This is a genomic window from Pseudomonas sp. BCRC 81390 (assembly GCF_030341915.1).
Classification (GTDB): Bacteria; Pseudomonadota; Gammaproteobacteria; order Pseudomonadales; family Pseudomonadaceae; genus Aquipseudomonas.
In genome coordinates, this window is sequence record NZ_JATAAG010000063.1 from 401,443 (window position 1) to 421,711 (window position 20,269).

At 64.5% G+C, this 20,269-nt stretch carries 13 protein-coding genes and 1 pseudogene; 10 read left to right on the forward strand and 4 right to left on the reverse strand.

Features of this window, described 5'->3' with window-relative positions; all coding sequences use genetic code 11:
• Window positions 1–10: 10 nt before the first annotated feature.
• From QSV36_RS16620 to QSV36_RS16645, 6 genes are all read left to right on the forward strand, one after another.
• Window positions 11–1,438 carry a lytic transglycosylase domain-containing protein gene (locus tag QSV36_RS16620; protein WP_289133358.1) on the forward strand — a complete coding sequence of 476 codons (1,428 nt, stop codon included), beginning with the start codon at window positions 11–13 and terminating at the stop codon, window positions 1,436–1,438.
• A 279-nt stretch (window positions 1,439–1,717) separates the two neighbouring features.
• Entirely contained in the window at window positions 1,718–3,547 is a 1,830-nt protein-coding gene (locus tag QSV36_RS16625; RefSeq protein ID WP_289133359.1) for an extracellular solute-binding protein, read from the forward strand.
• A complete protein-coding gene (locus QSV36_RS16630; RefSeq protein WP_289133361.1) occupies window positions 3,544–5,379 on the forward strand; it encodes an extracellular solute-binding protein in 1,836 nt (611 codons plus the stop codon). Before QSV36_RS16625 ends, QSV36_RS16630 begins: the two co-directional genes overlap by 4 nt.
• Before the next feature lies 1 nt (window position 5,380).
• Entirely contained in the window at window positions 5,381–6,454 is a 1,074-nt protein-coding gene (locus QSV36_RS16635; RefSeq protein WP_225778509.1) for a microcin C ABC transporter permease YejB, read from the forward strand.
• A gap of 1 nt (window position 6,455) precedes the next feature.
• The gene (locus QSV36_RS16640; protein WP_170030782.1) at window positions 6,456–7,475 is read left to right on the forward strand and encodes an ABC transporter permease; all 1,020 of its coding nucleotides are present in this window, start codon (window positions 6,456–6,458) and stop codon (window positions 7,473–7,475) included.
• A 1-nt stretch (window position 7,476) separates the two neighbouring features.
• On the forward strand, window positions 7,477–9,084 hold the full coding sequence (locus QSV36_RS16645) for an ABC transporter ATP-binding protein (protein ID WP_289133363.1): 1,608 nt from the start codon (window positions 7,477–7,479) through the stop codon (window positions 9,082–9,084).
• A 99-nt stretch (window positions 9,085–9,183) separates the two neighbouring features.
• Here QSV36_RS16645 and QSV36_RS16650 read toward each other — a convergent pair whose 3' ends face one another.
• From QSV36_RS16650 to QSV36_RS16660, 4 genes and pseudogenes are all read right to left on the reverse strand, one after another.
• Window positions 9,184–11,373: a TonB-dependent receptor gene (locus QSV36_RS16650; protein WP_289133365.1), complete on the reverse strand. Its 2,190-nt coding sequence runs from the start codon at window positions 11,371–11,373 to the stop codon at window positions 9,184–9,186.
• An 87-nt stretch (window positions 11,374–11,460) separates the two neighbouring features.
• On the reverse strand, window positions 11,461–11,967 hold the full coding sequence (locus QSV36_RS26100; RefSeq protein WP_502945673.1) for a methyl-accepting chemotaxis protein: 507 nt from the start codon (window positions 11,965–11,967) through the stop codon (window positions 11,461–11,463).
• A 30-nt stretch (window positions 11,968–11,997) separates the two neighbouring features.
• Window positions 11,998–12,573: pseudogene (locus QSV36_RS26105) on the reverse strand (PAS domain-containing protein); the annotation flags it as partial.
• Between the two features lie 29 nt (window positions 12,574–12,602).
• Window positions 12,603–14,384: an EAL domain-containing protein gene (locus QSV36_RS16660; protein ID WP_289133369.1), complete on the reverse strand. Its 1,782-nt coding sequence runs from the start codon at window positions 14,382–14,384 to the stop codon at window positions 12,603–12,605.
• Window positions 14,385–14,611: 227 nt separating this feature from the next.
• Here QSV36_RS16660 and QSV36_RS16665 point away from each other — a divergent pair, with 227 nt between their 5' ends.
• The 4 genes from QSV36_RS16665 to QSV36_RS16680 all read left to right on the forward strand — a co-directional run.
• Entirely contained in the window at window positions 14,612–17,542 is a 2,931-nt protein-coding gene (locus QSV36_RS16665) for an aminotransferase (protein ID WP_289133371.1), read from the forward strand.
• A gap of 62 nt (window positions 17,543–17,604) precedes the next feature.
• Window positions 17,605–18,510, forward strand: a complete 906-nt coding sequence (locus tag QSV36_RS16670; RefSeq protein WP_289133373.1) for a LysR family transcriptional regulator — start codon at window positions 17,605–17,607, stop codon at window positions 18,508–18,510.
• 164 nt (window positions 18,511–18,674) lie between these two features.
• On the forward strand, window positions 18,675–19,640 hold the full coding sequence (locus tag QSV36_RS16675; RefSeq protein ID WP_289133375.1) for a hypothetical protein: 966 nt from the start codon (window positions 18,675–18,677) through the stop codon (window positions 19,638–19,640).
• The coding region (locus tag QSV36_RS16680; RefSeq protein ID WP_289133377.1) for a T6SS effector BTH_I2691 family protein at window positions 19,637–20,269 on the forward strand (633 nt) is incomplete at its 3' end. The genes QSV36_RS16675 and QSV36_RS16680, both read left to right, overlap by 4 nt.

A 20,269-nucleotide genomic window follows, 5' to 3' on the forward strand; every position in this document is an offset into this window, starting at 1 on the left:
GTGTCAGCCGATGTCTTCACGTAGCCGCAGAACCTCTCATTCCGTCGCCCTGACGCGCCTGGCCCAAATCAGTGCGCTGGCCCTGGCCGCCACCCTGGTGGGCTGCCAGAGCACCCGTCAGCTCGACGAATCCGATAGCGTTCGCGCGCATAACTACCAGGCACGGATCAAGCACAAGCCATCCCCGTTGCAGGTCAAGCCGGCCGAGCAGCCGCAGGACGTGTGGGAACGCATGCGCCAGGGTTTTGCCCTGCAGGACAACATCGACGTCAACCCGCGCATCGAACAGCAGCGCCTGTGGTTCGCCAGCAACCCGAGCTTCATCGAAACCGCCGGCGAGCGCGGCAGCCTCTACCTGCACTACATCGTCGAGCGCCTTGAAGAGCGCGACATGCCGCTGGAACTGGCCCTGCTGCCAGCCATCGAAAGCGCCTACAACCCGATGGCCTACTCGCGCGCCCACGCCGCGGGGATGTGGCAGTTCATCCCCTCCACCGGTCGTCACTTCAACCTGCGCCAGACCAACTTCTACGATGGCCGTCGCGACGTGACCGCCTCGACCAACGCCGCGCTGGACTACCTCAGCCGCCTGCACGACATGTTCAACGGTGACTGGCTGCTGGCCCTGGCCGCCTACAACGCCGGCGAAGGCACGGTCAGCCGCGCCATCGAACGCAACGAACGGCTCGGCCTGCCGACCGACTACTGGAACCTGCCGCTGCCCCAGGAAACCCGCGACTACGTGCCCAAGCTGCTGGCCCTGTCGCAGGTGGTGCTGACGCCGGAAGCCTATGGCGTGAACCTCAACCCGATCGCCAACGAACCCTACTTCGAGGCGGTGGCCATCAACGACCGTCTCGACCTGTCGCGTGTGGCCGCCTTCGCCAACATCGACGAGGACGAGCTGATCCAGCTCAACCCGGCATACAAGAAACGCATGACCGTGGACGGCCCGCAGCAACTGCTGGTGCCGACCGCAAAAGCGCAGTTGCTGAGCGACAGCCTGTCCAACCTCAAGCCCGAGCAACTGGTCAGCCTGCAGCCGAACCAGGCCGTGTTCGCCCGTGCCGTGGCCGAAGCCCAGGCACCGGTGGCGGCGCGCAGCTACCGGGTCAAGCGCGGCGACAACCTGGGCAGTATTGCCAAGGCCAATCGCGTTTCGGTCAAGGACATCAAGCGCTGGAACCGGCTCTCTGGCAATAGCGTACGCGCTGGCCAGGTCCTGGCCCTGCGCGGGGGCACTGCACCAAGCGCGGCTGCCAACCGGGTAGCAGCATCCGGCAAGCGTTCCACCCAATACAAGGTGCGCAAGGGCGACTCGCTGTACCTGGTGGCCAAGCGCTTCAACGTCGAAATGCAACACCTCAAGCGCTGGAACCCGCGCAGCGGTCACGCCCTGAAGCCGGGCCAGACCCTGACCGTGTACCTCTCGCATTGATGCAGTGATTGTGGCCTCTACGCGGCCCTGTGGTAGCGGCCTTGTGTCGCGATAGGGCTGCGCAGCAGCCCCTGCAACCGATGCTGCGAAGCTGAAATCCTGGGGCCGCTACGCGCCCCCTTCGCGACGCAAGGCCGCTCCCACAGCTACCGTGCCACCCGCGAAAACCGGCAAGGGGCTGTACCGCCACCGCCTCCTTCAAGGCCTCTCTTTTTCCAACTCCAGCAAGCTGTTACTGTACCCCGATCAAAGCCCAACGCCTCTGGATCGGATGCCGACTTGATACGTCCCCTCCTGCTGTCACTCAGCCTGGCCTTGAGCTTTCCCGCAGTCGCGATGGTGAGCGAAAGCCACGGATACGCGCAGTTCGGCACGCTCAAGTACCCAGCCACATTCACCCATTTCGACTGGGTCAACCCGCATGCGCCCAAGGGCGGCACCTTGCGCGCCATGGCCTTCGGTACCTTCGACACCCTCAACCCCTACACCTTCAAGGGGTCGAGCCCGATTACCACGCCCAACTTCCAGCAATACGGCATCAGCGAGCTGAACGAGCCGCTGATGGTCGGCACCGGCCAGTACGACCCGTCCGGCGACGAGCCGACCTCCAGCTATGGCCTGATCGCGCGCTCGGTGGAGTACAGCGAGGACCGCAGCTGGGTGGTATTCAACCTGCGCCCGGAAGCCCGCTGGCATGATGGCAAGCCGATCACCTCGGCCGATGTGGCGTTCTCCTACCGCACGTTGCTCAAGGACGGCCACCCGATCTACCGCACCAACCTGCAGGAAGTGCAGCGGGTGGATATCCTCGGCCCGCTGCGCATCCGCTTCGTGTTCAAGCGCGCCGGCAACCCGCTGCTGATCCTGCGCCTGGGCGAGATGCCGGTGCTGCCCAGGCATTACTGGCAGAACCGCGACTTCAAGGCCACCACCTTCGAGCCGCCGCTGGGCAGTGGCCCGTACCGCATCACCGAGGTCCAGCCCGGGCGCCGGCTGGTATTCGAGCGGGTGAAGAACTACTGGGGCAAGGACCTGGCGGTGAACCGTGGCAAGTACAACTTCAACCGCGTCGAATATGAGTTCTATCGCGATGCCACGGTGGCCTTCGAAGCGTTCAAGGCCGGCGAGTTCGACATCTATATCGAACACCAGGCGAAGAACTGGGCCAACGGTTACAACTTCCCCGCCGTGCGCCGTGGCGAGGTGATCAAGGCGCAGATCCCGCACCGCATTCCGACCCAGACCCAGGGCCTGTTCATGAACAGCCGGCGGGCGACCTTCAGCGACCCACGGGTACGCCAGGCACTGGGATTGATGCTCGACTTCGAGTGGACCAACCGCGCGCTGTTCAGCGGCGCCTACCGCCGCTCGACCAGTTACTACCCCAACAGCGATTTCACCGCCAGCGGCCTGCCCACCGGCAAGGAGTGGCTGCTGCTGGCGCCCTTCCGCGACCAGTTGCCGGCCAGGCTGTTCAGCGAACCGTACAAGGTCAGCCAGACCGATGGCCGCGGCATCGGCCGCCAGACCCTGCGCCAGGCGCTCGGCTTGCTCGCCGAAGCCGGCTGGAAGCTCGATGGCCAGCGCCTGGTCAACAGCAAGGGCCAGCAATTACGCATGGAGCTGCTGTTGGTCAACCCCAACCTCGAACGCATCCTGCAGCCTTATGTCGAAAACCTGGCCAGCATCGGCATCGATGCACACTTGCGTACCGTCGACCGTGCCCAGTACAAACAGCGTCTGGACCAGTTCGATTTCGACATGATCCTGATGACCCTGAACCAGACCCTGAGCCCTGGCCTTGAACAGTGGCTGTACTTCCACTCCAGCCAGGCCACGACCAAGGGCAGCAAGAACTATGCTGGGGTCAGGGACCCGGTGGTCGACCACCTGCTCGACACCCTGCTCGCCGCCCGCACCCGCGATGACCAGGTGGCTGCCGCCCGCGCCCTGGACCGGGTGCTCTCATGGCAGTACTACATGATCCCCAACTGGTACCTCGACAATCATCGCCTGGCCTACCGCAACCGGTTCGCCTTCGTCACCACGCCGCCCTACACCCTCGGGCTGAACAGCTGGTGGATCAAGACTTCGGAGAAAGCCCAATGATGCCAACGCACCGCCTGCGCCGGCTGGCCGGCAGCCTGTTGCTCGCCTGCCTGAGCCTTCCCGCCCTGGCCGCACCGCAACACGCACTTACCCTGTACGACGAGCCCCCGAAATACCCGGCCGACTTCAAGCACTTCGACTACGTCAACCCCGACGCGCCCAAGGGCGGCACCTTCCGCCAGTCCAGCTTCGGCGGCTTCGACAGCCTCAACCCATTCATCAACAAGGGCGTATCGGCCGAGAACATCAGCATCATCTACGACACCCTGATGCGCCAGAGCCAGGACGAGCCGTTTACCGAATACGGCCTGGTGGCCGGCAAGATCGAGAAGGCCCCGGACAACAGCTGGGTGCGCTTCTACCTGCGCCCGGAAGCACGCTTCCACGACGGCCACCCGATGCGCGCCGACGACGTGGTATTCACCTTCAATGCCCTGATCAAGGACGGTGCGCCGCTGTACCGCCAGTATTATTCCGACGTTGCCGAAGTGGTCGCCGAAGACCCGCTGAAGGTGCTGTTCCGCTTCAAGCACAAGAACAACCGTGAGCTGCCGCTGATTCTTGGCCAGCTGCCGGTGCTGCCCAAGCACTGGTACGAAAACCGCGAATTCAACCGCGGTAACCTGGAAATCCCGCTGGGCAGCGGCCCGTACAAGGTCGCCGAAGTGAAAGCCGGGCGCTCGGTACGCTACGAGCGGGTCAAGGATTACTGGGCCAAGGACCTGCCGATCAACCGCGGCTTCTACAACTTCGACGTGATGACCTTCGATTCCTACCGCGACACCACCGTCGCCCTCGAAGCATTGAAGGCAGGGGCGTTCGACTATGCGCTGGAAGTCAGCGCGAAAAACTGGGCCACGGCGTACAACGTACCTGCGGTACGCGACGGTCGCCTGATCAAGGAAGAGCTGCCCAACGGCAACCCCACCGGCATGCAGGGCTTCATCTTCAACATCCGCCGCCCGGTGTTCCAGGATATCCGCGTGCGCCAAGCGCTGAGCCTGCTGCTGGACTACGAGTGGACCAACAAACAGCTGTTCAACGGCGCCTACACCCGGACCGGCAGCTACTTCGAAAACTCGGAAATGGCTGCCCGCGGCCTGCCCAGCCCCAGCGAGTTGAAAATCCTCGAACCGCTGCGCGGCAAAGTGCCCGAGCAGGTGTTCAGCGAGGCCTTCCACAACCCGGTCAGCGACGGTAGCGGGATGATCCGCGAACAGCAGCGCCAAGCCTACAAGCTGCTGCAGCAAGCCGGCTGGAAAATCGTCGACGACAAGATGGTCGACGCCCAGGGCAAGCCGGTGAGCATCGAGTTCCTGCTGGCCCAGACCGAGTTCGAGCGCATCCTGCTGCCGTTCAAGCGCAACCTCGCCGACCTCGGTATCGAGCTGAATATCCGCCGGGTCGACGTGTCCCAGTACATCACCCGCCTGCGTTCACGCGACTACGACATGATTGTCGGCGGCTACCCGCAGTCCAACTCGCCGGGCAACGAGCAGCGCGAGTTCTGGTCCAGCGCCGCCGCCGACAACCCTGGCAGCCGCAACTTCATCGGCCTGCGCGACCCGGCCATCGACCAGCTGGTGGAACAATTGATCAACGCCGATTCGCGCCAGAGCCTGATCGACCATTGCCGCGCCCTCGACCGCGTGCTGCTGTGGGGCTACTACGTGATCCCCAACTGGCACATCAAGACTTGGCGCGTGGCCTACTGGAACCACATCGGCCACCCCAAGGTATCGCCCAAGTACGACATCGGCATCGACACCTGGTGGATCAAGCCCGGCGTGACGCCGGCGGTCAGCGAAGCCCCTGCGGACGAGGCCAACTGAGATGCTGGCCTATATCCTGCGCCGCCTGCTGCTGATCATCCCGACCTTGTTCGGCATTTTGATCATCAACTTCATCATCGTCCAGGCCGCCCCCGGCGGCCCGGTCGAACAGATGATCGCCAAGCTCGAAGGCTTCGAAGGCGCCACCAGCCGGATTGCCGGTGGCGGCGCCGAAGTGTCGGTGGCCGGTTCCAACTACCGTGGCGCCCAGGGCCTGGACCCGGCGTTGATTGCCGAGATCGAGCGCATGTACGGCTTCGACAAGTCGGCACCCGAGCGCCTGTGGATCATGATCAAGAACTACGCCCGCCTGGACTTCGGCGACAGCTTCTTCCGTGATGCCAAGGTCATCGACCTGATCATCGAGAAAATGCCGGTGTCGATTTCGCTGGGGCTGTGGAGCACGCTGATCATGTACCTGGTGTCGATCCCGCTGGGTATCGCCAAGGCGGTGCGCCACGGCAGCCACTTCGACGTGTGGACCAGTTCGGCGATCATCGTCGGCTATGCCATCCCGGCGTTCCTGTTCGCCATTCTGCTGATCGTGCTGTTCGCCGGCGGCAGCTACTTCGACTGGTTCCCGCTGCGTGGCCTCACTTCCAACAACTTCGACGAGCTGAGCACCACCGGCAAGGTGCTGGACTACTTCTGGCACCTGGTCCTGCCGATCACCGCGCTGGTCATCGGCAACTTCGCCACCATGACCTTGCTGACCAAGAACAGCTTCCTCGACGAGATCAACAAGCAATACGTGGTCACCGCCAAGGCCAAGGGCCTGAGCCGACCGCGCGTGCTGTACGGCCACGTGTTCCGCAATGCCATGCTGCTGGTGATCGCCGGGTTCCCTTCGGCATTCATCGGGATCTTCTTCACCGGCTCGTTGCTGATCGAGGTGATCTTCAGCCTCGACGGCCTGGGCCTGATGAGTTTCGAGGCGGCCATCAACCGCGACTACCCGGTGGTCTTCGGCACCCTGTTCATCTTCACCCTGCTGGGGCTGGTGGTGAAACTGATCGGCGACCTGACCTACACCCTGGTCGATCCACGTATCGACTTCGCCAGCCGGGAGCACTGACATGGCCTTGTCCCCTCTCAACCGTCGACGCTTCGAGCGCTTCAAGGCCAACCGCCGTGGCTGGTGGTCACTGTGGCTGTTCCTGATCCTGTTCGGCCTGAGCCTGGGCGCCGAGCTGATCGCCAACGACAAGCCGATTGCCGTGCGCTACGACGGCGCGTGGTATTTCCCGGCGTTCAAGCGCTACCCGGAAACCACCTTCGGCGGCGAATTCCCGCTGGAAGCCAACTACAAGAGCCCGTACATCCGCGAACTGCTGGCGAAGAAAGACAGCTTCGTACTGTGGGCACCGATCCCGTTCAGCTACCAGAGCATCAACTACGACCTGCGCGTGCCGGCCCCGGCGCCACCGTCGGCAGACAACTGGCTGGGCACCGACGACCAGGGCCGCGACGTGCTGGCACGGGTCATCTACGGCTTCCGTATTTCGGTACTGTTCGCCTTGACCCTGACCCTGCTCAGTTCCATCGTCGGCGTGATCGCCGGGGCGCTGCAGGGCTTCTATGGTGGCTGGGTCGACCTGGCCGGGCAGCGCTTCCTGGAAGTCTGGTCCGGCCTGCCGGTGCTGTACCTGCTGATCATCCTGGCCAGTTTCGTGCAGCCGAACTTCTGGTGGCTGCTGGGCATCATGCTGCTGTTTTCGTGGATGAGCCTGGTGGACGTGGTACGCGCCGAATTCCTCCGCGGGCGCAACCTGGAGTACGTGCGCGCCGCGCGTGCCCTGGGCATGCGCAATGGCGCGATCATGTACCGGCACATCCTGCCCAACGCGATGATCTCGACCATGACCTTCATGCCGTTCATCCTCACCGGCGCCATCGGCACCCTCACCGCGCTGGACTTCCTCGGTTTCGGCCTGCCGCCCGGCGCACCGTCGCTGGGCGAGCTGGTTGCCCAGGGCAAGTCCAACCTGCAGGCGCCCTGGCTGGGCATCAGTGCCTTCGCCGTGCTGGCGCTGATGCTGAGCCTGCTGGTGTTCATCGGCGAATCCGCCCGCGATGCCTTCGACCCGAGGAAGTGACATGAGTGAACAGAACCTGATCGAAGTGCGCGACCTGGCGGTGGAGTTCGTCACCGGGGAGCAGGTCAACCGCGTGGTGGATGGCATCAGCTTCGATATCCGCAAGGGTGAGACGCTGGCCCTGGTCGGCGAGAGCGGCTCGGGCAAGTCGGTGACCGCGCACTCGATCCTGCGCCTGCTGCCCTACCCCCTGGCCCGGCACCCCAGCGGCAGCATCCGCTTCGAGGGCAAGGACCTCCTGCAACAGAACGAGAAGAGCCTGCAGCGCATCCGCGGCAACCGCATTGCAATGATCTTCCAGGAGCCGATGACCTCGCTGAACCCGTTGCACTGCATCGAGAAGCAGATCAACGAGATTCTTTTGCTGCACAAGGGCCTGAGCGGCAAGGAAGCGACGGCACGTACGCTGGAGCTGCTGGAAATGGTCGGTATCCCCGAGCCGCGCAAGCGCTTGAAGGCCCTGCCCCACGAGCTATCGGGCGGGCAGCGCCAGCGGGTGATGATCGCCATGGCGCTGGCCAACGAACCCGACCTGCTGATTGCCGACGAACCGACCACGGCGCTGGATGTGACCGTGCAGTTGAAGATCCTCGACCTGCTCAAGGAACTGCAGGCGCGCCTGGGCATGGCCTTGTTGCTGATCAGCCACGACCTCAACCTGGTGCGGCGCATTGCCCACCGGGTGTGCGTGATGCAACGCGGGCAGATCGTCGAGCAGGCTGAATGCAGCCGATTGTTCAGCGCCCCGCAGCACCACTACACGCAAATGCTGATCAACGCCGAGCCCAGCGGGCTGCCGGCCCACAACCCGGTGGGCGCACCGTTGCTGGAGGTGGATGACCTCAAGGTGTGGTTCCCGATCAAGAAAGGCTTGCTGCGGCGTACGGTCGACCATGTGAAGGCCGTGGACGGTGTCAACTTCAGCCTGCCGCAGGGGCAGACGCTGGGGATTGTCGGCGAGTCTGGCTCGGGCAAGTCGACGCTGGGCCTGGCGATCCTGCGGCTGATTGCCAGCCAGGGCGGGATTCGCTTCCACGGGCAACAGCTCGAATGCCTCAACCAGAAGGCAGTACGGCCACTACGGCGGGAAATGCAGGTGGTGTTCCAGGACCCGTTCGGCAGCCTGAGCCCGCGCATGTGCGTGGCGGACATCGTCGGTGAAGGGCTGCGCATTCACAAGATCGGCACGCCGCAGGAACAGGAAGCGGCGATCATCGCGGCGCTGGAGGAAGTCGGGCTGGACCCGCGCACCCGGCATCGCTACCCGCATGAGTTTTCCGGTGGCCAGCGCCAGCGCATTGCCATTGCCCGGGCCCTGGTGTTGAAGCCGGCGCTGATCCTGCTGGATGAACCCACATCGGCACTGGACCGCACCGTGCAGCGGCAAGTGGTGGAACTGCTGCGCAATCTGCAGCAGAAGTACAACCTGACCTACCTGTTCATCAGCCATGACCTGGCGGTGGTCAAGGCGCTGAGCCACCAGTTGATGGTGATCAAGCATGGCCAGGTGGTGGAGCAAGGGGACGCGCAGGCGATCTTCCATGCGCCACAGCACCCGTATACCCGGCAGTTGCTGGAAGCGGCGTTTCTGGAGGTGGAGGCGTCGTAGCTAGCCACCGCCAGGGCGGGCCCTTTGCGGGCAGATCCGCGAAGGCGCCCGCCCTGGCACGCCACGAACTTCTGTGGACCGCGCGCCCCGGTCGGCCATTCAGAAATCGATGGTGCCCGAGAACTTCACCAGCCGCGGATCGCCCTGGGTCAGGTAACCGCCATTGGCCGAAGCCCAGTAGTTCTTGTCAGTCAGGTTTTCCACGTTGACCCGCAAGGTCAGGTCTTTCTCCGCTACTTTCAGCGTATAGCGGCCACCGACGTCGAAACGGTTCCAGGTCGGCAGGCTGACATTGTTCGCCGCATCGACGAACTGACCACCGGTACGTAGCATCCGCGCATTCAGCGCCAGCCCCGGCACACCCGGCACGTCCCAGTCGACACTGGCATTGAGCTGGAAGGTCGGCACCCCGATGGCGTGGTTGCCGTCATTGCTGCCGTTGGCAGTGTTCTTCTGCTCCGAGCTCATGCGGGTACCACCGGCCATCAGCCGCAGGCCTTCGACGGGCTCGCCGAACAGGCTCAGTTCCAGGCCTTTGTTGACCTGTTCGCCGTCGCGGATGAAGACGTTGTCCAAGGTGTAGCCGTCCGACGGCTTCTCGATGCGGAACACGGCCAGGTTCGCGCCAAAGGTCTGCCGGTCGAACTTGATACCGGCTTCAAGCTGCTTGGTGCGACCCGGGGGGAACATCTGGCTGGCGTTGGAGACATTGGCCGGCGCCGTTGGCCCCTGGGCGAGGCCTTCGATACGGTTGGCGTACAGCGAAACGCTATCGGTGGCTTTGAACACGACGCCGTATACCGGCGTGGTAATCGACTTGTCGTAAGGGTCGCCTCGGCGGCTACCGTCATTGGCTGGGTTGGCCTCGCCCTGCGAAGTGGTGCCATCGTAGCTATAGCTTTCCACCCGCAATTGCTGGCGGCGCACCCCGTAGGTCAGCAACAGGCGGTCCTCGAATACGCCGACGGTGTCGGAAATCGCGATGCTGCGGGCGCGGGTCTTGCCGGTGACACCTGGGTCGCCCATTTCGCCACCTGTGCTGGTGACGTTACTCGGCTTGGCCTGCTGCACAGTGTCGTAGATGTTGGTGCTGATCGGCGAATAGAAGGTGTAGGCGTTTTCCGCCTGGGTCCACAAGGTGTTCGCCCCCACGGCGATCTGGTGGCTGATCGCTCCGGTCTGCAACCGGCCATTGAGGCCGGCACTGAAGCTGCTGTTGTCTTCACCATGGACAATGTCGGAAGGCGTAATCGTCGCCGCGCCGCTGTTGCCGACCAACACCGGGGTGCCATAGGTGCCGTGTTCGCGGGTATGCCGCGCACCGCCGGCCAGGTAGGCCGTCCAGCTGTCGTTCAGGTCCCACTCGCCGCGCGCCATGCCAAAGGTATCTTCCGACTCACTGTAGCTCCAGGCCTGGCCATAGTTGTGACTGGCATCCGGCGCGGTCGGCAGGCGGGTGGTGGAGCCGCCCAGGCGCACCGAGTTGCGCAGGTGGTTGATCCGCTGCTTCTGGTAGCCGATGTCGGTCGACAGGCGGAAATTGTCGCCGCGGTAGTCAAGGCCTGCGGTAAACAGCTTGGTGCGCTGGTCCTGATCGTCGACCGCCGTTTCGCCTTCGCGCTGGCTGAGGTTCAGGCGCGCGCCGAAGCGGTTGTCTTCACCGAAGCGCTGGCCGATATCCAGGTGTTCGCCAATGCGCCCGTCGGTGCTGATGTCCTGGGTGTAGCGGCGTGTCGGCAAGTCTTCGGCGCGCTTGGGCTGCAGGTTGACATTGCCACCCAGGCCAGTGCCGGTCGGGCTGACACCATTGAGAAAGGCGTTCGGCCCCTTGAACACTTCGACCCGTTCCACGCCATCGGTGGACATGATCTGGCGCGGCAGGATGCCGTACAGGCCATTGAAAGAGATGTCATCGCCGGCCAGCGGCAATCCCCTGATCACGAACACCTTGGACTGGTTGCCAAAGCCGTACGACTCGCGCACCGAAGGGTCGTTGGCGAGCACGTCGCCGATGTCTTCGGCCTGCTGGTCTTCGATGACCTTGGCGGTGTAGCTGGTCATGGTGAACGGCACATCCATGTAGTCCTGGTTGCCGAGCACGCCCATCTGCCCACCACGGGCAACCTGGCCACCGGCGAACGCCTCGGGCATTGCGCCTGGCCGCGCCTTCAGGGCATCGGCATTGATGTCGGTAGCCTCCAGCTGGATCGGTTCGCCAGCGTGGGCCAGCAACGGGACGAAACAGCAGAACGCCAGCAGAGCTGGCCGTGACGGTGGCGGCGAAGGCATGTCAGGTTCCGGGGCGAGATAAATGATTTTGCTAATGCTAATGCTTCGCAAACATATATGGCAAATCTGACTACCCCGCCGCCATGCCTAGCCCAGGTCTTCGCTCACCCGCTCCACCGCATCCACCACCTTGCGTGCCCCGGCCTGGATGGCGCTGATGGCCGTACCAGCCTGGAGCGCCAACTGCAATGCGCTGGCCGCCTCCATCCGGCTACGCTCGACCTCGCTGACTGCCTGGCCGGCCAGGTCCTGGTTACGTGCGACCACGGCATCGATCTCGGCGGTGGCCGTGCTGGTGCGTGCCGCCAGCTTGCGTACCTCATCGGCCACTACCGCAAAGCCTCGGCCCTGCTCGCCGGCACGTGCCGCCTCAATGGCCGCGTTGAGTGCCAGCAGGTTGGTCTGCGCGGCAATCCCGCCAATGGTCTGCACGATGGCGCTGATGCTGGTCGATTGCTCGCCCAGCGCACTGATGGTGACCCCCGCAGCCTGCATCTGGCGAGCCACGTCGTGCATGGTCTGCTCCATGACGTGCATCACCGCCACGCCTTCGCTGGCGCCAGCGTCGGTGCTGCGGGAAACGTCCAGCGCCATCTGCGCCGCACGCTTGACCTCCGCCTCCCGCCGCACCTGGCTAGTCACCACCGAGGCGAACTTGACCACCTTCACCAGGCGCCCCCGGGCGTCGGTGACCGGGTTGTAGCTGGCTTCCAGCCAGACCTCACGGCCTTGCCGGTCCAGGCGGCAGAAGCGACCCGCCACATAACGGCCGGTATTGAGCGTCTGCCAGAGCACGGCGTAGTCAGGGCTGCTGGCTTGTTCGGCGCTGCAGAACATCCGGTGATGCCTGCCCACCACCTGCTCGAGCCGATAGCTCATGGCATCGAGAAACATCGGGTTTGCCTCCAGCACGGTGCCATCGAGTCCGAACTGGATCACCGCCGTCGAACGCAGCAACGCGTCAAGCAGTGCCTGGCCCTGCTGGGCCGGGGTCGGCAGCCACTGCGCCAGTGGCTGGCCAACGGCACTGCCGGGCTCTGCGCCCAGGGCGGCAGCGCATGCCGGGTTGAGTTCCAGCACGCGGCCCTGGGCATCCAGCCGCATGAAAGGTCCCTGTTCGATCTGGGCCAGACGCTGGCGAAGGCTCAGTATTTCCGCATCGCGCTCGGCGAGCGCGGCTTTGAGTTGCCGATTGAACATGGAAGTACCTGCGTAATGACAAGATGTGATCAGGCCAACGGGCCTGCCAACCGGGTGCGGCAGTACCACTGCCGGAACACCTCGACCGGCATTGGCCTGGCGATGTGGTAGCCCTGCGCCTCGGCACAGCCCCAATCTTTGGCCTGGGCAAGCTGCTCGGCCGTCTCGATACCCTCGGCAGCCACTTGATAACCCAGGCTGCTGGCCAGGCTGACGAGCGACTGCACCAGCAAAGCCTCCTTGCCCCCACGCGCGGACCGCTGCACAAGGCTTCTGTCCAGTTTGACCAGCGAGGCCGGAAGGCGAGTGAGGTAGGCCCAGTTGCTGTAACCGGTGCCGAAGTCGTCGATGGCGACAGCAATGCCGGCCTGGCCGGCGCGCTGCAATTGCCGGTGCACCTCTTCGGGCTGCTCCATCAGCACACTTTCGGTGAACTCCAGCTGTACGCGGCCCGGCTCAACCGCCTGGTGTTGCAGTTCGGCCAGCAAGGTGTCCATGAACGTCGCGCTTTCCAGGTCCCGCGCGGTGACGTTGAAGCTGACGCTGAAATCCAGGCCGCGGGTGCACTGCAGAATGCGCAGCACGGCACGCATTACCCAGAGGCTGAGGTTGGCCATCAGCGCGGTTTGTTCTGCCAGCGGGATGAACTCGCCGGGCGCAACGTCCCCCAGCAGCGGGTGGCGCCAGCGCAACAAGGCCTCGGCAGAGCGACACTTACCGCAGGGCAGCTCGACCCGCGGCTGCAGGTGCAGGCTCAGTTCATCTTCGCTGTGCAACGCCTGCGCCAGCGCTGCGAGCAACATGAACGCACGACGTTGGGCCGCATCCACCTCGGTCTGGTACCAGGCATGCCGTCCCGCACTGCGCCGTGCCGTATCGGCAGCGGCCACGGCGCGGCGCAGCCACTCCAGGCTGTTGCGCTCATCTTCCAGCGGGGTGATGGGCGCGATGCCGATGCCTGCGTCGAGCAGCACGGGTATCTGGTGACAATGGGCAGGCGCCTGGAGCGCCTGGAGGATGCGCTGGCAAAGCGGCAGGACAGCAGCGGCATCCTCGAGCAGCACGGCGAACCGGGTGGGGCTGATCTTGTACAACGACAAGCCGCTTTCCAGCTGGCTGGCAATGCGCGACTTGGCCTGCAAGGTCAAGTCATGGGCAAAATTGTACCCCAGCCCGCGAATCAGCTCGCTCAGCGCCTCTGCCGACATGATGTCGACGGCCAGCAGTGTCATCGATTGGCCGCGATCCAGCCCCGCGCCAACGTCACATTCGAGCTTCAGGCGGTTGAACAGCCCTGTGGCCTGGTCGTGAAAGTTGTTGCGGCGCATGCCGGCGATGATCTGCATGGCCATGTCGGCGAAGGCCAGCAGCATCCCGCGCTGAGCGTCGTTCAGCGGTGCGCGCGGTGCGGTGTCGATGATGCAGAAGCTGCCAATCGCCACCCGCTGCTCGACCCGTAGCGGCGCACCGCAGTAGTAGCGAATGCCCGGTTCCCCGGTCACCAGCGGGTTGTCCGCAAAGCGCGGGTCGGCAGCAGCGTCGAGTATCTCCAGCGGCTGCGCCTGCAGGATGGTGTGAGCACAGAACGATACGTCCCTGGCCGTGCCCGGTGCCTCCAGGCCAGCGCGGGCAGTGAACCATTGCTGGCATTCACCGACTATCGAAACCAGGCAGATGGGTGCCGCAAAATAATGCCGGGCCAGCTCTACCAGCGCACGCAACTCACTGCTCTGCTCCTGATGCTGCACGCACCACTCGGCAACTGTGGCCAGACGCTCCTGCTCGTAGGTCGGAACGGGCGCAACCTTCATGTCGTTTCACCTGTCCCACCGGGGGAGCCAAAAAAGTAATAGCACTACGCTACACCCAATATGTGTACAACACAAAATATTTGTACAAGTATTGTATAGATTTTACGACCGCCGACCGTTGGGGTCATTGTGCAGTCATCAGAAAAATTGACGATTATCGTCTTTCATCATCAATCAAAACCCGCATAAATTTTCTACCGCCCTCTTTCAGCAAACACGGTAGAGCCATGCCCACCCAGCCAGTAACGCCCACTTCCTCCGTCATTGACATCCTGGCCCAGCGTTCCAGCCTGCCAAACCCGGCGCTCGACCCGTGCCAGGCCAGCGATCTGTTGCTGGCCCATTACGGGATTGCCGGCGAACTGTCGGCCATGGGCAGCCAACAGGACCTCAACCTGCGGGTTGACACCGCTCAGGGCAGCTTCGTGCTCAAGGCATGCCACGGCAGTTATGCGCGAGAGGAACTTGAAGCTCAACATGCAGCGCTGGCCTACCTGCGCGAACAGGGCCTGCCCGTGCCGACCGTGCGTCCGGCCAACGACGGCCAGGCGTTGCTGGAAGTGGAAGTGAACGGCCAGGCCCTGCGCATGCGCCTGCTCGATTACATCGAAGGCCAGCCGCTGACCCGCCTCGGGCACATGCCAACGTACCTGATGGCCGAGCTGGGCGGCCTCTGCGCCAGGCTGGACAAAGCCCTCGCCGGGTTCGACCACCCAGGCCTGGCGCGGACCCTGCAATGGGACCCGCAGCACGCACAGGCGCTGATCCAGCACCTGTTGCCGGTACTGTCCGACCCCGCACGACGCGCGCGTGTCGAACAGGCCAGCGCCGTGGCAGCCGCGCATCTGGCCCCGCTGGTCGGGCAACTGCCGACCCAGGCCGTGCACCTGGACATCACTGACGACAATGCGGTGTGGGCCCGCGACGCTGCGCGCCAATGGCAGCTGCAGGGCGTGATCGATTTCGGCGACCTGCTGCGTACCTGGCGCATCGCCGACCTGTCGGTAACCTGCGCGGCGTTGCTGCACCACGCAGAGGGTGACCCGCTACGCGTCCTGCCGGCCGTGCACGCCTACCAGGCGCTCAATCCACTGAGCGAAGCCGAGCTACGCGCCCTGTGGCCACTGGTGGTCAACCGCGCCGCCGTGCTGGTACTGAGCAGCGAGCAGCAGCTCAGCATCGATCCGGGCAACCAGTACATCCGCGACAACATCGCCCATGAATGGGAAATCTTCGACACCGCCACTGCCGTGCCTTTCGCGCTGATGGAAGTAGCCATCCTGCAAGCGGCGGGGCTGCAACCTGCCACGCCAGACCTGAGCACCTGCGCGCCCCTGCTCCCGGAGCTGAATGAGCAGCCCGTCATTCGCTTGGACCTCGGCGTGCTCAGCGTGCATTACCAGGCAGGCAACTGGGAACAACCAGGCTTCGACCAGCACCTGCTGAGCATGCAGCCGGCCCCGGCCTGCAGCCTGCACGGCCAGTATCGCCTGTCGCAAACCCATATCGACCGCCCCGAAGAGCCCGCCACCTGCGCCCTCGGCGTCGAGTTGCACGTGCCCAATGGCAGCCTGGTGCAAGCGCCGGAAAGCGGTACCTGGCAGCGCCAGGGCGACAGCCGTGGTTGCCTGCGCAGCGCCCATTGGGCCTTGTGGCTGCAAGGCCTGGAAGGCGCCCCCGCCGACGGCCAGGTCGTGGAGAAAGGCCAGTCGCTGGGCAGCAGTTGTGGCTTCCTCAGCGTGCAGTTGTGCCTGGACAGCAGCATCCAGCCGCCCTTCTTCGCCACCCCCTCGCATGCGCCGGCCTGGCTGGCCCTGTGCCCGTCGCCGGCGGCACTGCTGGGCTTCGACTGCGATGCCGAACCGCTGCCGGACCCGCAGGCCCTGCTGGCCCGCCGCGACGCCAGCTTCGCCCGCTCGCAGAAGCACTACTACGCACAGCCGCCACATATCGAGCGTGGCTGGCGCAACTACCTGATCGACATGCAGGGCCGCTCGTACCTGGACATGCTCAACAACGTCGCCGTGCTGGGCCACGGCCACCCGCGCATGGTCGCCGAATCGGCGCGGCAATGGTCGCTGCTGAACACCAACTCGCGCTTCCACTATGCGGCCATCAGCGAGTTCTCCGAACGCCTGCTGGCGCTGGCACCCGCAGGCTTCGACCGGGTGTTCATGGTCAACAGCGGCACCGAAGCCAACGACCTGGCCATTCGCCTGGCCTGGGCCTACAGCGGCGGGCGCGACATCCTCAGCGTGCTGGAGGCCTACCACGGCTGGTCGGTGGCCACCGATGCCATCTCCACCTCGATCGCCGACAACCCGCAAGCCCTGGAAACCCGTCCGGACTGGGTGCACCCGGTAGAAGCGCCGAACACCTTCCGCGGCCGCTTCCGTGGGTCCGACAGCGCCGCGCAGTACTTGCACGATGTCGACGCCAAGCTGGCCGACCTCGACGCCCGTGGCCGCCAACTGGCAGGCATCATCTGCGAGCCGGTGTATGGCAACGCCGGGGGCATTGCGTTGCCGGTCGGTTACCTGCGCCAGGCCTATGCCAAGGTCCGCGCCCGTGGCGGGGTATGCATCGCCGACGAAGTGCAGGTCGGGTATGGCCGCCTGGGCGAGTACTTCTGGGGCTTCGAGGAACAGGGCGTGGTGCCCGATATCATCACCATGGCCAAGGGCATGGGCAACGGCCAGCCGCTTGGCGTGGTCATCACCCGCCGCGAAATTGCCGAAGCCCTGGAAGCCGAGGGCTACTTCTTCTCCTCGGCCGGCGGTAGCCCGGTCAGCTGCCGCATCGGCATGGCCGTGCTGGACGTGATGCAGGAGGAAGGCCTGTGGGACAACGCCCGCGACACCGGGCGCTACTTCAAGGCACGCCTGCAAGCGTTGGTGGACAAGCACCCGCTGGCCGGCGCCGCGCATGGCTCAGGCTTCTACCTGGGGCTGGAACTGGTGCGCGACCGCGAAACCCTCGAACCGGCCACCGAGGAAACCATGGCGCTGTGCGACCGCCTGCGTGACCTGGGGATTTTCATGCAGCCGACCGGCGATTACCTGAACATCCTCAAGATCAAGCCACCGATGTGCACTACCCGGGCAAGCGTCGACTACTTTGTCGACAGCATCGACCGGGTGCTGGGCGAAGGCCTGTAAAGGGCTGTCAAGCGGGCCGGCGAGTGGTCATAATTTCCGGCCCGATCATCAGGTTTGCCGCCATGGCCTTCAGCAGTGATTCCCTGGCAATCTTCCTCGCCGTGCTGGAGGCGGGTTCGTTCTCCGCCGCCGCGCGCAAGCTGGGGCGCGTGCCTTCCGCCGTGAGCATGGCGATCGCCCAGCTCGAGGCCGAGCTCGACCTGGTGCTGTTCGACCGGGCCACGCGCAAGGCCTTGCCCACCAGTGCCGCCCTGGCACTGGAGCCCCAGGCCAGGCAGGTGATGTGCCAGCTCAACCTGCTCGACGCGCAGGCCCTGCAGCTGCACAAGGGCCTGGAAAAACGCCTGACCATTGCCATGGCGCCCGAACTGCAGACCGGCCGCTGGAGCCAGCCACTGGAAATCCTTGCCGAGGAATTCCCCAGCCTGGAGATCGAAGTGCGCTCGGCCACCCAGACCGAGGCCATTCGCCTGCTGCATGACGGCAGCGTGCAACTGGCGCTGGTGTTCGAGCGGCCCGGCATCGACGAGCGCGAGTCATTCCTTGAAGCCGGCAGCCAGTTGCTGGTGGCCGTGGCGTCACCACGCCATCCCGCCGGGCAGAACCGTGTCGCACCGTTACCCGAAGAGGCTTTCGCCGAACAACGGCAGATCATCGTGGCCTCGGGCAAGGCCACCGGTTCGGACCCGCGCATGGTGCTGTCGCGACGCATCTGGCTGACCGACAGCTACCTGGCCACGCTGGACCTGGTGCAGTCCGGCCTGGGCTGGGCCTACCTGCCGCAGCCGCTGGTGGAACCGCTGATTGCGTCGGGTGCGTTGGCGGAAGTGCGCTTCGACAACATGGCCAGCCGCCTACGGTTGTGGGTCGACATCATCTGGGTCAAGCCGCGCCCGCTGGGGCTGGGTGCGCGACGCTACCTGGAGGTCATGCGCCAGCTGTTCGAGAAGGAGCCGCCGCGGGCCTGATCGTGGCTGGGTCGGCAGCCTCCAAGACCATTGAAAACGCAAGAAGCGAAACTTCCTACAAGCTTTTGGGACGCCCAAACCTCCTCTGCGAATTGATTCCTCGCTAGTGTTCTGCCCTCCAAGCAGACGCCATTCAAGGTGCACTAGCCGAAAAGGAATTTCACATGCAGAGCCAGGCAGAAACGGCCATTCGCTACCCACAGCGCCTCCATGACTTCGCCACCCGACAGCGCAAACCAGAAGAAGCCCTCTATCTTCTGCTCGACCCGTTTGCCGGGTGTCCGCCCGAGCACCCCTTGAGCATTCCGGCGCTCATCGACGCGCTAGGCAGTGAAGCCGTAACCCGCATCGACTGCTCCGGGCTGGTCCAGGACCCGCAATACTGGCCAGCCCTGGTCCAGCTCGCCAAACCTGGTTCAGTGCTCCCAACCCTGGCCGCCCTCAGCGCGACCTGCGCCGCACGGGAGGCAACGGCCACCTGGCACCATGTGTGTGGCTGGCTGCTCAGCGAGCAACCCGCCGACCTCATCGGTCGGCACATCAGCCAGCAATGCCAGGTGCTGCATCAGCCACCACCGCATGGCATCACGGCCTGGTTCCAGCCTGTGCGTTTGGCCTTGCTGCGCGCGACCATGAGAAACGCAGCCGAGGTGCTCGGGCCCATTCGTAGCTGGTTACACCCGGATGGCCATGGCGGTTGCGCGGTGTTTGCATGGCAACCATTGGCTGGCGAGTTGGTCGTCCCCGAAGCCGTGAGGGCGACCCAGCACGTCGCTCCGCAGATCATTCAACTGCTCGCTGCCTGGCGTCGCTTGAATGCCGTGCAGCAAACCTATGCTCCTTGGCGCTTCGCAGGCGCAGCGGGTTTGCCGGACCACGCGCCCGCCCATGCCATGAACCTGATCCTCAAAGCCTTCAGACAAGGCCTGCGCGAACGCGCCGATCTCCAGTGCATGTGCCTGCACCTGCTCATGATTCACCCACTGCTCCTGCAGCACCCGACCATACAGCACGATGTGGCACTGGCGGCTGCCGGCGAGCGACGCCTGGCAGCCCGCTTCGCCAGCTACGACGACCGCACCTGGTCGCACATCGTCGCGGCTTTGCCGCAGGCAAGGAGTTACTCATGAGCATCAGCAAAGCCATCCACATCGCCATGCAGGAAGAGATTCCCAACACCTACGGGCGCTGTCATTTCTGCGAACGCTCCGGCCTGCCGATCCTGCTGCTGCGCGAAGCCTACGCCCCGCGCCCGGATACCGAGCGCCCCTATCGTCTGGCGCACGACAGCGAGATCACTTTTCACCCGATGCACACCGATCAGTTGCGCCTGTTGCGCCAGGGTTACGTCTACGTGCTGCTCGACCGGGAAATCTGGCAAGCCTACGAGGTTGCGGCAGCCGGGACCCTCAAGCGTTTCCCGGTGTCGCAGATGCCCCTGGCGCCACCCAGGCCAGTGCCCCAGTGGTGCGCCACCGAGGGCCATGACGTCATCGCCTCGTTCATCAACATCGATACCCTGCTCTACCGCAAAGCCTGGATCGCCTTCGCCAACGACCCCTGGCCGCGGGTGGTACTCGACCGCTACCGGCAAGGTATCGCCAGCGGCGACCCGGGCGCCCTCGCCCGCTTTGTCGAGGTGGACCTGGACACCGCGCGCAACGACCCTGCCAGCCTCGGCATCGCCATGACCGACAGCTTCCGCTTCGGCCTGGAGGATGTGCTGGAGTTCTCGACGTTTTCCTCCGCCAGGTATGCC